Annotated in this window: 5 protein-coding genes; 2 read left to right on the top strand and 3 right to left on the bottom strand. The window is 55.9% G+C overall.

The window, feature by feature from the left end:
- The first annotated feature begins 20 nt into the window (after positions 1 to 20).
- The gene (locus F5984_RS16535; protein ID WP_152125323.1) at positions 21 to 4,115 is read left to right on the top strand and encodes a two-component regulator propeller domain-containing protein; all 4,095 of its coding nucleotides are present in this window, start codon (positions 21 to 23) and stop codon (positions 4,113 to 4,115) included.
- 63 nt (positions 4,116 to 4,178) lie between these two features.
- Here the strand turns inward: F5984_RS16535 and F5984_RS16540 are convergent, their stop codons facing one another.
- Positions 4,179 to 6,608: an alpha-L-rhamnosidase-related protein gene (locus F5984_RS16540; protein ID WP_152125324.1), complete on the bottom strand. Its 2,430-nt coding sequence runs from the start codon at positions 6,606 to 6,608 to the stop codon at positions 4,179 to 4,181.
- Positions 6,609 to 6,719: 111 nt separating this feature from the next.
- Here F5984_RS16540 and F5984_RS16545 point away from each other — a divergent pair, with 111 nt between their 5' ends.
- Positions 6,720 to 8,378, top strand: a complete 1,659-nt coding sequence (locus F5984_RS16545; protein WP_246169045.1) for a hypothetical protein — start codon at positions 6,720 to 6,722, stop codon at positions 8,376 to 8,378.
- Between the two features lie 79 nt (positions 8,379 to 8,457).
- Here the strand turns inward: F5984_RS16545 and F5984_RS16550 are convergent, their stop codons facing one another.
- Complete coding sequence (locus F5984_RS16550) at positions 8,458 to 9,462, bottom strand: YpdA family putative bacillithiol disulfide reductase (protein ID WP_152125325.1); 1,005 nt, start codon at positions 9,460 to 9,462, stop codon at positions 8,458 to 8,460.
- A 78-nt stretch (positions 9,463 to 9,540) separates the two neighbouring features.
- Positions 9,541 to 13,185: an SdrD B-like domain-containing protein gene (locus F5984_RS16555; protein ID WP_152125326.1), complete on the bottom strand. Its 3,645-nt coding sequence runs from the start codon at positions 13,183 to 13,185 to the stop codon at positions 9,541 to 9,543.
- Positions 13,186 to 13,188 lie beyond the last annotated feature (3 nt).

Here is a 13,188-nt window from a genome sequence, read left to right on the forward strand (position 1 = left end):
AGGTGCAGAAACTGCCTGCCATGCGCCTGCTATTCTTCCTCTTCCTTTATCCGTTTTCTCTTTTTGCCCAACAGACCCAACAGCCCGCTAAAGGCTGGCAGGAGCTGACCATCTCGGATGGTCTCTCGCAGGGAATGATTTTCGACCTGGCGCAGGACCGGGCGGGCCTGATCTGGGTGGCTACCAAAGACGGTTTGAACCGCTTTGATGGGTATAACTTTACGGTGTTTACCCACGACCCCTACGACGAGTTTAGTGTGTCGGACAATATCTGCAAGGCGCTGCTTCTTGATCGGAAGGGGCGGCTTTGGATTGGTACCCAGACGCAGGGGCTAAACTTATACGACGACCGAACCGGGCGGTTTCATCACATTCATATTGGTGATTTACTGAAGCCGGCATTCGGGAGTTATGAAATCAGTATTCTGGCCGAAGACCCCGAAGGCAACATCTGGGCCGGAACGAGTGTCGGAAAAGTGTTTAAGATCACCCTACCGGCTTCGCTCAAGGAGCAGTTTCCGCAAGAGGCCGACTTTACCAAACAGGTGAGCCTCACGCAGGTGGTGCTACCCGAAACCAAGAGTAACCTACCCGCTTTTTATTTTAGCTTCATGCCCGATGGGCAGGCTTTTGTCTGTAATAGTTACGGTGCCTACTCGTTCAACTGGCGTCAGCCGAAGCCAGCCACGCGGTCAGCGTTATTGAGCCGGCAATCGGCCGATTTTCACGCCATGTGTGCCGATGGACAGCAAACGTACTGGTTTGCCGCTACCGATGAGCAACTGATAGCCTGGCACAATGGCCGACGTAAGTCAATTGCGTTACCCCAGAAAAAGTATCTACGGGTGCAGGTAAAGGCGCTCGATAATAACCTGATTACGGTTGCCACGACCGACTACCTCTGGATCATGTCGGCGCGGGAGCTGTTTGAACGTGACAGTCTTACCGTTCGCGATGCGTATGCCCCGCTGCCGCCCTCGGTGTACTCGGTGCCTACGTTACTGAAAGACAAGACAGGCAATATCTGGGTAGGTACGAGTGGATACGGCTTGCGGAAGTTTAACCCACGGGTGCGGCAGTTCCGGTCGTATATTCCCAACACGACCCTGTCGAATCTGTACGTTGATCGGAAGGGACGCACCTACGTCCGGGTTCAGTTTGCCTACGCCCAGCTCGACCGGTCGGCCAACCGCCTTTTATCGTTTCTGAACCCGGCCTTACCGCCCCCCGATCAACGGCAGCGTAATTTCATTCAGGCCCGAAACGGCTTGTTTTGGGTTTCAAACGTCAATTTCGAAACCCAGGCAAACACGCTGTTTAAATTTTCGGAGGACTGGCAACTACTTAAACGCTACCCCTTGCCCGCCCAGGTTGTTTTTGGGTTTACAGCCAACCAAACCGTTGAAGATAAAGACGGCAGCCTCTGGATTGGGGCCGCCAACGGCAAGCTGCTCCGGTTCGACCCGGCTACCGAAGCGTTTCAGGTATTTAGTTACGAAGACCTACTGCCTGGCCATGGGGCCGAGCTCGAAACGTACGCGCTGTTACAGGACAAAAACAATATACTCTGGATTGGTACGCAGAAAGGTCTGATCAAAGCGGAGAACTTGCTCACCCGACCCCGGTTTACGTTGCATACCAGTGACAAGGCAAACCGGCAGAGTCTGAGCAGCAACTTTGTGTCGAGCATTATTCGCGACCCTAACCAGCCCGACCGGTACCTCTGGATCGGGACAAAGGGCGGAGGGCTGGAACGGTTCGATAAGCAGTCGGGGCAGTTTACCCATTTTACCGAAGCGCAGGGGCTTCCCAATAAGGTAGTGTATGGGATTCTGGTTGACGAGTTTCGGAATCTCTGGCTGAGTACCAACCGGGGTTTGGCGCAGTTTAACCCGAAAACCTATAAGTTCCGTAATTACACTAAGGCCGACGGGCTTCAGGACGATGAGTTTAACACCAGCTCATTTACCAAAGCGCCTTCGGGCGAATTACTGTTTGGGGGTGTTAATGGCTTAACGGCGTTTACCGCTGCCGAAATTGAGCGGCAACCGGGTCCAATCCCCGAGGTACAGGTTATCGGGTTGCGAGTAAACAACGAACCTGTAAAAGTGGGTGGTCCCGACGGCATTTTGCCCGAAAGTTTACACTATCTCCACGAGCTGGCCCTTTCGTACCAACAGAATCAATTGACGCTGGAGTTTGGGGTGATGGATTACACCAACCCGGCCCAGAATCGGTTTCGGTATCGGCTCGAAGGTATCGACAAAAACTGGGTGGAGGCTGGTACCAACCGCTTTGCCAATTATGCTCAGCTCCCGGCCGGTTCGTACACGTTGCAGGTAATGGGTTCAACGGATGGAGAGGTCTGGAGCAAGCCTATTTCACTCGAAATTGACGTTAGTCCGCCGTTTTACGCATCGTGGTGGGCCTACATCCTGTATGCGCTGCTGCTGGTGTTGATTGGCTGGCAGCTGTATCGTTTCCAGACTCAGCGGCTGCTGCTGGAACAGAAGCTGGTTTTTGAGCAGAAAGAGGCCGGCCGACTGGCGGAGCTGGATTCTCTCAAAACGCAGTTCTTTACCAATATTTCGCACGAAATTCGGACGCCCCTTACCCTGATTTTGAGCCCGCTGACCGATCTAAGGAAACGCCTGCCCGCCGAAGCGACGCTTGAACTGATGGAGCGCAACGGCCAACGGTTGCTTACGTTGATCAACCAGCTGCTGGACCTGAGCAAGCTGGAAGCCGGACAGCTCAAGCCGGAACTCGAAACGGGCGATATCGCCGTGTTTTTTCGGACGCTGGCCAGTTCGTTCAGCTCATTGGCCGAAAGCCGGTTAATTACGTTTCGGTTTCACCAGAACGAAGGGGGCCGGTGGGCCCGCTTCGACCGCGACAAGGTGGAGAAAATTGTGGTTAACCTGTTGTCAAATGCATTCAAGTTTACCCCCGCCGGGCATACTGTCGATATGGAGGTAGAGTATGGGCAACCGGCCGCGAATCGGTTAGTGGTTCGGGTTACCGATACCGGCATTGGGATTGCCCCCGCCCACTTATCCCGGATTTTTAATCGGTTCTATCAGGTTGAGGGGCCCAAAGCCTACGAGGGAACCGGTATTGGCCTGGCGTTGGTAAAAGAGCTGGTTCAGGTGTTGGGGGGCACCATTGAAGCCCGTAGTACCGAGGGAGCAGGCACCCAGTTTACGGTGACCTTGCCCCTGATCGAAGCACAGCCCACGCCTGAACAGGTGCCAGCCTCTGTATTGATACAGGCCAAACAAGCTCCCGCACCGCCCGCACCAGCTCAGCCTGACGAACTTTTACGCCCGGAAGCCGATCCCGAAAAGGTGTTGCTCGTGATCGACGACAATGCGGATATTCGGGCTTACGTGCGCCATGTATTTGCCGCCGAATACCGAATACTGGAGGCCATTGATGGGCTCGATGGATTGGAAAAAGCGGGTAACGCCATTCCTGATGTAGTCATTTGCGATCTCATGATGCCCCAGCTTGATGGCTTCGGATTTTGTCAGCGGCTTAAAACACAACCAGCTACCAGCCATATTCCGGTGGTGATGCTGACCGCCAAGGCTACCGTACAGGATCGAATTGGTGGGTTCGAGGTTGGTGCCGACGATTATCTGACCAAACCATTCAATGCCGACGAGTTACAGGTGCGGGTGCGCAACCTGATTGAGAAGCAGAAGAGGTTATACGCGTGGTTCAACACCCAAACATCGACCCCGGTAGCTGAGGCCCCCGAGGCTCCTATTGCCGGTTTGCCCGTAGCTGAGCAGGTATTTCTGAACCGACTGACGGAGGTGGTGACGGCCCAACTCGATAACACGGCCTTTTCCGTCGAAGATCTGGCCGAGACGCTAAACCTGAGCCGGGTGCAGCTTCACCGGAAGCTCAAAGCCATCACCAACAGCACCGCCACCCAGTTTATTCGGGATGTTCGGTTGGCGAGGGCCGCCGAACTATTGGTGCAGAGCGATCAGAACGTTACGCAGGTGGCCTACGCCGTGGGCTTCGACAACCTGTCGTACTTTGCCAAGGTATTTCAGGAGAAATATGGCACGCTGCCTTCGCAGTATGGTAAACCGGTTGTCTGATAATCAGCGCACTCGTTGATTATCAGACAACGGCGTAAAGCATATCAGCCAGTTGTTTAAAAGTTAGGGCAAGGTCAACTCCTGCCGACCGCTTTTGAGGGGTACGGTTTTTCCTTTCCAAACCAGCGACCCGGTAAGGCCTGCGGGCAGCACAACCGTGCTTTTCAGGCCGGTGGGGCCGCTTTTCTCAAACCGCACGTTAATCTCACCGGCGGGGTGCGGCATCTGCCCTTCGGCAAACGTCAGCGAACCCAAAAAAGGCTCAATCCGAACCGTTCGGAAACCGGGCTCGGCCGGATTGATTCCGCACACTGTCGACAGAAATTCGTACACCGGCGATGCACTCCAGGCGTGGCAGTCGGAGCGGGCCGAGGTACCATCGGGTCGGTCGGCCTCTTCGGCAAAGGTCGTCAGGCCGAGGGTGAGCATATCGCGCCAGGGCTTGAGCTGCGGCACCAGCTGATCGCCCAGACCGGTTTTCTTCAAGGCCTGAAACAGATAAAACTTAAAGTAGAACGTGGCCTGCGTGAGGTCGGTACCAGCCATTGTTTTCTGGAGAAGGTCGCGTTGCTGCGCAATGGGCACTGCATCGGTCAGAATCGCCAGAATATTGGCGTGTTGGCTGTACGTGGCTTTAGAGGTAGTTTGGCCAAGCGGGGTGTCGGCCATGAGGCCCCGGGTTGCGTCCCAGCAGGTTTCGCGAACCGCTTTTTTGATTCGGGCCGCCAGGGCCTGGTATTGCGCGGCCCGGTCGTTCTGGCCATAGTGAGCAAAGACTTCGGCCGCCCGCAGGTAGGTGTACGCCTGCTGGAGCGACAGAATCGACGAACCCTCCCGTACGCCGGGCGGTACGCCACCGATGCGGGCTTCGGGGTTCCAGGGCCAGGCCCAGTCCACAAAGTTCCACCACTCCATTGGGCCATTCAGGTTGTTGGGCGCCAGGCGCTGTTCGTGCCACCGTAACACACTCTCGATACCGGGAAGCAGCGATTTGATGAAGGCATCGTCTTGGCGGTGCATCCAGTAATCGTGTACCATACAAACCCAGAAGAGCGAAAAGGGCGGAATTATCTGCGGGTCGGCGCTGGGGTAACGGCTCTGGGTAAGCCCGTCGCTGATTCGGCTCTGGTCAAACTCCTGCAGGGCTTTGCGCATAAGTCGGTCGTCACCCGAAACATACAGCGAAATCATCGACTGCACCCGCGTATCACCAATGTACTGAAGCTGTTCGTAGTAAGGGCAGTCGTAGTAGGTTTCGCCCGCACAAAGCCGGGCCGTTCGCCAGCCCACGTTCCAGATGTCGGTCAGGGTAGAGTCGCTGGCCCGGAATCGGGCTTTTTCGGCCAATGGATACCCGGTGTACTCGCCCACGAGATCCTGCAAGATGAGAGGTTCGTCGGCTGTTTGTACGGTAATCTGTAGATACCGGTAGGTGCGGAACCAGAGCGGCCGAAAGGTTCGGCGGCCCCCATCGGCCACAAACTGATCTTCAAACCCGATCAGTTGCCGCCCGTCTACCTCGTTACGGTTCCCTTTTTGGTATTTGTCGTTCATGAGCCCTTCGGCGTAAGCCAGGGTCAGGGTAGCCCCGCGGCCCCGGTCTACCGTCAGTTCGGGGTAAGCGTTGGTCAGGTGGCTTTGGTCGAGCAGAAAGGTGGCTTTGGTCCGGGCCGGTATTTCAACCGGGGCGGTTCCGGCCAGAAATTCGTCGGTCATGCGGGCATTTTCGACCCGGCGAACGGTTTTAAGCCGCTGCTTAAACGACTCCATAGCCGGAATCTGCCGGGGTACCAGTGCCCAGTTGCCATCGGTACCTAATCCACGAGGTTTGGCCGCAAACCACAGCACGCGGGCCGATGGCCATTGACTATCATCAAACCCCGGTTGTTCCCAACCCCAGGGGTATCGTTCGGCGAGTACCCGGTCGCCGTCGCCCACCACGATGTATGCCCGCAGATTGGGCCCTTTGAAGGGTTCGTACGCCTGATTTTGCGTCACTTTCCAACTAGCGTCGGTGTTGGCTATTTTCTCGGCCTCCCCGTCGCCCTGGAGCAGGAACCCAACCTGATAGCTCATCTGGGCAAACGGGGCCGAGTCGCCCAGATACCAGACCTGGGCCGCCAGCACATTGGAGCCAGCCTGTAAATACGGTGCCAGATCGACCGTCTCGTAGTTCCAGTGCATCAGGTCGCTGCGGGCCGGGCCAAAAGCCACCGGCTTGCCATTGACAAAGAGCCGGTACCGGTTGTCGGCCGAGACATGAACCACAAAGCGGGTTGGCTTCTGGGGTAGGGTAACTGTTTTTCGGAAATGATACACGCCGTACTGCCGCACGGGTGCGGTGGGGTGGGCCAGCCATCGGGCATCCCAAAATGTCGACTGCCAGCGGTTTGTCGGCGCGTTGGTCGCGGTCGTAGCAGGGGCGGGAGTCAGTTGGGCCTCTACAGATGCGGCCGAAACAACCAACAGGAAGATAAGGGCAAAACGAAACATAGGGTAAAACTACAAAGGATACGGGTATATCGTCTATTTCCTGCAAATGGCACAGATTTTGATAAATCACCTCCGCAGCCTCACTGTAACCACCACGTTTCACACGACCGTATGAACGCATTCTACCGAATGCCCGCTCGGGTATTGGTTTGTGTATTGCTCAGCGCTGCCACCATTCCACTAAAGGCCCAGCCCCGGCCTAACCTAACAACTCTCACGCCCACGCCCCGGCAGTCGTTTGTACCTACTCCGCAATCTGTGCGGGGGTATTGGAATATTGATGTCGTGGGCGATTTCTACTTGCCCACAACTAAATCGCTCACGTTTTGCGGGGCCGGGCGTAACCTGCACGTGAACGAAAGCTGGGACAAACTCTTCCGGCGTGGCTTTTCGTCGATTGAGCGCGCCCGGATGACGGCGGACGAAATTGGTTTTGACCCGGATGCCTATAACCGGCACGACTACGAAGCGAAATACAACAAATCGGCTACGTGGAAGAGCCGGTTACGCCCCGATCAGCGGGCCCTGATTCTGTACCAAAGCTACTTTACTGATCCGCCCTTCAACCTGCCCTGGGCCCGCAATAGCGAGTTGGCAAAAGATACGTACTTCACGCGCCCGCCGGGGTCGGCCAATGTGCGTGAGAGTATGGGCGTTGCCATGTCGGAGCTGGACGGCGGTTGTGTCGGCTTCAACGATTGCCCGCCCTCGGGAGAGATGAGCACGTACGGAAAAATATTCTTCGACATTGAGAATGAGGGTACGAGCTTCGAGAACCGGCAGGAACACGCCAACCTGTACGTGTACAAAATCTGGAAGTTGCTGAAGGTAATTAGTCCCTTTACGGAAGTTGGCGGCATTGGTCCGGTGCCGCACAACAGCTACGGGTACTCGCGCTCGTCGGATTTTAATAATGTCAGCTCGCCCGACTGGCTCTGGGAAATGACCGCGCAACATATTGAAGCCACAAACACCCGAGGCCGGGGTATGCCCGATACCATTGTTGGGAAGTCGTTTGGCGAACTGGTTCATTTTCAGATGCCCGGTACGTACTATTTGTCGTCCGACTTCGACTACGCAGCCCCGCACAATGGCGATGAAGACCGGCATTGGCTCGCGAGCCTGCTTGGTGAGCAGGAGGTAAACATGAAACTCTCACCTAAAAAACGGATAGCCTGGCAGTGGCTGTTTAATACCCAAAGCTCGGAGCCGGGACAGGCGAGTCGGGCGGAGTTTCCGGCACCACCTGCTATTGCTGAGGGAATGGCTATTTTTTACTGGTTTACGGGCGCTCATGGGGCCATTTTCTGGGACGACTGGAACGAGCTGACCCCCAATGCCCCCGTGGTGCCGGGCCGCGAAAACCTCGATAACAACCGCAACTATAGCGTGTACGAACACTACCTTCACGGGCTTTGGCGGCTCTTTAAGTACCATGGAGACTTGTTCAACGGGAAAGAGAAGTACCTGAATGAGAACACCGAATGCTCGTACGACAACGGCCAAACCTGGGTTCGGATGAACTCAAATGCCCAGAAACGGAGTGGGAAGCCCTTTGCGCGGGCTATTGTCAATGGCGATCAAATACTGATTGCGGCTACCCAGCCGTACGCATCGCCCGATAAGGAAAGCCAGATGATGGTTCGGTACACCGAGGGGAACTACCAGTTTTACACGACCATCAACCTGAAAGGCGACGATATTTTTCTGGGTCGTGCCACCATGCCCAAGGTGTACACACTGGCGCTCGGCTGCAGAAATTGCAACTAAAAAACGGCGAAGGGCCCACGGTTTTGCCATGAGCCCTTCGCCAGTTAATTACGAAAGCGCACGATCTGCCTACTTGGGTCTATATGCGGTCGATGAGCTCTTTCACCGGTTGCACTTCTTTGCCCATGATATGCTCCAGAATGGCCCGGGCGTGTTCGCGACCGTTCTCGATGAAGACCTTCTCGGTGTAAATGCCCGCGAGTACCGTTCCGCAAACGTATAGTCCCCGAACATTCGTTTCAAATGTCTGCTTGTTGAAAGTTGGAATCTGGGTCTCGGGGTCCAGTTCAATACCGCACCGACGGAGCAGGCTGGCGTCGGGTGTGTAACCCGATAAAACGAGGACAAAATCGGCCGGGAGTACCGACGTCTCACCTGTCTCGACGTTTTCAAGGTGCACCTGATGCGGTTCAATCCGGGTTACCCGCGAGTTGAACTGGGTTTTTATCTTGCCCTCCTTCACCCGGTTTTTAACGTCAGGTATGAGCCAGTACTTCACCGTTGGTTTGAAGTCTTCGCGCCGGTGCACCACGGTCACGTCTACATCGTGCCGGTACAACTCCAGAGCAGCCTCAACGGCCGAGTTGGCCGCGCCCACAATCACGACCTTGGTGAACGAATACCGGAACGGTTCGTCGTAATAGTGTGATACGTGCGGGAGGTCTTCGCCCGGAATACCCAACTGCCGGGGTTTGTCGAAATACCCCGTGGCCATAATCACGCGGTGTGCCGAAAACGTATCGCCCGTGGTGGTAAATACGGTAAACAACTCGCCTTCTTTTTCAACCCGATCGACCTCGGTAAACACCTTGGTGTTGAGCTTATAATAAGCCGCCACTTTACGGTAATACTGGAGGGCTTCGTTGCGGGTAGCTTTTACGCCCGAGATTGGAAACGGGATGCCGCCAATTTCGATGTTTTCGGCCGTTGAAAAGAAACGCATCAGTTTCGGGTAGCGCCGAATGGATTCGGTAATGCTGCCCTTTTCCAGAATCAGGTGAGACAAACCATTTTTTGCGGCTTCGATACCCGCAGCCAGGCCGCAAGGGCCACCACCAATGATGATTACGTCGTAGAGTTGCATAGCCTCATAACACGAAAAAAGCCTTCCTTGGTTTGCACCGGGAAGGCTTTTTTGGAAGTTTAGCTGTCTGTAAAAAGTCTACCGAATCCGAGCCGAGCTGATAGGCACACAGAGGGGATTGTCGATCGACAAGACAAACTGGCTAACTGGGCGGCAGGTGGGGTCAGCCGGAGTGGGCGACAGGATCGCGTACACGTACCGGCGTATGGTCTGCGTAGAGGTGTTCGTCGTTGGAATGGCCGTTGTGCTGAGTGTAGCCACCGCGTTAGTCGGTGCAACCGTATCCAGCAGGGTACCCATGCCGTTGTATGCATCAGCCGGGTCTGCCAGCGGAGTTGCCGAGTAAACAAACGCGACCGAACTGCCGGCATACGTTCCCTCGGTAAGCACCGTAACGGATAGGGGCGGTACCGGATTGCCCGAACAAAGCGTTAGCGACGTGCCGCCTGTAAATACGGGGCAGGGCTCTTCGTTTGAGGGGGGCTGCACCTCAACCTCAGTGCTGGCTGTACAGCCGTTCGGGCCGGTTACGGTGAGTACGTAGAAGCCCGGTTCCGATACATCGACCGTTGCCTGGTTTGCGGTGAAACTGTTGGGCCCTTGCCAAAGCAGGGTTGAGTTGGCGGGCGTTACCGTGGCCGAGATCGTTACGGTACAGGTGGTACAGTCGGGTACACCCCCGAATGCATCCACAATTACCGGTATTTCCTCATCCTGCTCAACCAGGGCGGTCACCGTGGTAAAAGCGTCGGGGCAAGCGGCCGTTGCCGCGCTGAGTGTGTACGTACCGGCTACTGTGACCACCGGGTTTTGCTCGGTGCTGGTGAAACCGTTAGGCCCGGTCCAGCGATACACGCCGTTGGTGATCGGCGTATTCTGGGCATCGGTCAGCGCGGCCGTGAGCGTTACCGATGGCTGGGCGCAGGTAACAACTCCTCCCGTTGCCGTTGCCCGCGCTTTGGGCAGAATCGTAATCACAATGCCGTCGTAGGGTAAGCACGTGCTCGGCATAGGCGATACCGGCTCCACAACCGCATACACGTACTTGAAGGTAGTAACGGTCGCGTTCGTATTGGTCTGGATAGCCGAAGCATCAATCGAAACCAGCACCCCACCCGCTACCGTCGACGATGAACTGGGCGTAACAATGCCGAGTACATTGGTAGCGCTGTAAATAACCGTTGGGTCGGTTTGGGGGGTATCGAATGCCACAAACTTTATCTTGTCGGTCAGGGCCAGCGATGCCGCTTTCACCGTCAGGCTACCAACTGGTGCGCCCTGACAAACCGTAAGGCCGTTAGGTTGGGCTTCAATGGTCGGGCAGGCATAGACCGAGAAATCGTAGTTCTGGTTATTCTCTCCCGCATCGCCCGTTACGACGTTAATAAATGCGGTATTGCCGTCAATTTGAGCGTCCGAATCCCGGATGCCGCTATCGGTGCCGCTGCCTACCTGATACGGCGACAGCGCGTACGTTGGCGTAGCCGCCAGCCGGGCTCCGTTTCGGGTAGTGGGCCGGATGGTCCGGGCGCTTGCCGTCAGGAGGTAATTAGTCAGCTGCGTCATGTCCATCCGAACCTGATAGTTATACTTGAACTTCAGACCACCGGGCACGTTGCTATTGTTAAAATACCACTGGCCGCCGTTGGCGGTTGTGGTTGAGGCCACCTGTGTGTTGCCGTCGTACAGCAAAACAACCAACCCATCAATACCGGGTTCGTAGGCGTCCTGAATACCATTGCGGTTATCATCGAACCACACCCGGTTACCAATTTCGACCGGAGCCACATCGCAAATAGGCTTGTTGTCGCCCAGACCCGATGCCTTACCAAATGAGCCTGCGTCGTCGATAAACACCACAAACCCCCGCTCAGCCTTGCCGCTGGTGTTATTGTGAACCCGCCAGCCAGCCGACTTGTAAATTTCATCAATAGGGTCATAGGCCGACGAGATAACCTCGTTTTTGCCGGGGATGAGGCTCAGGGCGCCGTTATTAATTTCATCGTGGGCTTTGTTGCCTAAAAATACCCAGGCATCGTCGCTGTAAAACTCACCACCACCAGGCCCCTGATTGTTGCCAACCCCGTTCTGACTGGTTAGTGTACCTACTGTGCCGTTGTTTTCAAGGGCAAACTGGTTACCGGTTGCGGGGGCTGCCCGGAGCAGGTCACCACCGGTAAAGCCATCGTAGTAGCCGTTGCCGTTCGGGTCGTGATTGGCCACGCCCGACAGGTGCCCGAACCGGTCGAGCATGCCGATAATCATGTGCCCATTGACATCAAATTCAAGGTCGGTGATCATGGGCTGGGGCCACATCACAAAATTGGCATTACAAGGGGCCGGAAACTGATCGGTCCAGGGTTGCCAGTATTTGAAATTGATACAGTCGCCGGTGAGGTCGGCAGAGCCGCGTTCAAACGAAAGCGGAAACTCCAGAATGTGCTGAAACTGTCCGTTGGGCAGGCTCGGGTCGAGTTCGTACACGTGCCCCGACAGTAAGGTGTTGCTCACGGCCGTGCTCAGATTCGAGGCATCGGTCGGTGCATATTCGCCCGAACAAACCCCGCCTACATATACCTTGCCGTGGTGAACCTTCAGCGCCCAGGGCCGAAACTCGCCCTGAGGGCAACCGGGGCCATTGATCGCCCACGACTTGACATCCGTAGCCGGATTGGGCTTTTGGGCAGGAACCCCGATTTTAACGCCGTACACCCGGCGGTCGAATAGGTTTACCACATAGAGCGTTTGGTCGTCTTCCGACATATCGGTGCCGCCAAAACCAACCCGTCCCATGGCCTGCATCGGGCCGGGATCGTTGCTCGGAAATAATTTATTGCCCGGCAGTCCGCTGTGCGGATCGGGGCCGGTCTGAATACCAAGATCGTTAGGGAAGCTTAAAAATGGGGTGGTTGGGTTCGCTGAGGTGCTGTTGAGGTCGGTCACGTAGATACCCCCGGAGCCCAGAGGACCAAAGCCAGCGTGCCGTTTCACTACAGCGGCACTGAAAATCTGTTTCGTTCGGCGCTGTAAAGCCAGGCCCCATACGCTACCGACCTGGCCACCCAAGGCCAGGTGGTCGGCCGGGAATTGGGCTTTATTGCCCGAGCTGTTGCCGTCACCTTTAACCGAAAACGCGTTGTAGTCAAAGGCCACAATAGCGTCGGCATTAGCCGATTGTAATTCGGTTGGGATAGGCCCGTTTGCGTCGGTTGTTTTGAGGGGGTCGCCGTTGACAAAACAAGGCGTCACAATTTTCACCGGGCCGGGCTGACAGTAGTCGCTTGGGTAGTTGATACCGGTATTGACGTCGGAGGCCGGGGCCCGCACAAATTGAACGGTGGTGCCACCGCCCTGTCCGTTGTGGGGGGCGGGAAAATAGCCGCCTGGATAATTAGCAAATTCCAAACGCACCCGGCTGTTGGCTGGGATCTGAGCCGCCGAGAAGCTGTAAGCGCCGTTTGCGTCGGTAGTTGTTGTGATGGGAACTGTACTCAGTTCGACGTACGCCCGAACTGTAATGCCCCCGACCCCAAGTTCAACCGGAGCAGAGGTGCTCCGGGCGCCGGTTAGGGTAGGAACCGAGGTACTCCGGGCGCCGTCGTTGTCAAAGTCCCGAAATACACTTCCGCTAATCTGAGCAGAGGCCAATGTGCCCGTCAGATAGAATATAATGCCGAAAAGCCAGACTCGGCCAGGCATATTGAATACTATATTTTGTTTCATGAG

Source organism: Rudanella paleaurantiibacter, from assembly GCF_009184635.1.
Classification (GTDB): domain Bacteria; phylum Bacteroidota; class Bacteroidia; order Cytophagales; family Spirosomataceae; genus Rudanella; species Rudanella paleaurantiibacter.

What these genes read in the sequence shown, in the direction of transcription:
- F5984_RS16535 (WP_152125323.1), top strand. Translation starts at nt 21, where the DNA reads ATGCGCCTGCTATTCTTCCTCTTCCTTTATCCGTTTTCTCTTTTTGCC.
- F5984_RS16540 (WP_152125324.1), bottom strand. Translation starts at nt 6,608, where the DNA reads ATGTTTCGTTTTGCCCTTATCTTCCTGTTGGTTGTTTCGGCCGCATCT.
- F5984_RS16545 (WP_246169045.1), top strand. Translation starts at nt 6,720, where the DNA reads ATGAACGCATTCTACCGAATGCCCGCTCGGGTATTGGTTTGTGTATTG.
- F5984_RS16550 (WP_152125325.1), bottom strand. Translation starts at nt 9,462, where the DNA reads ATGCAACTCTACGACGTAATCATCATTGGTGGTGGCCCTTGCGGCCTG.
- F5984_RS16555 (WP_152125326.1), bottom strand. Translation starts at nt 13,185, where the DNA reads ATGAAACAAAATATAGTATTCAATATGCCTGGCCGAGTCTGGCTTTTC.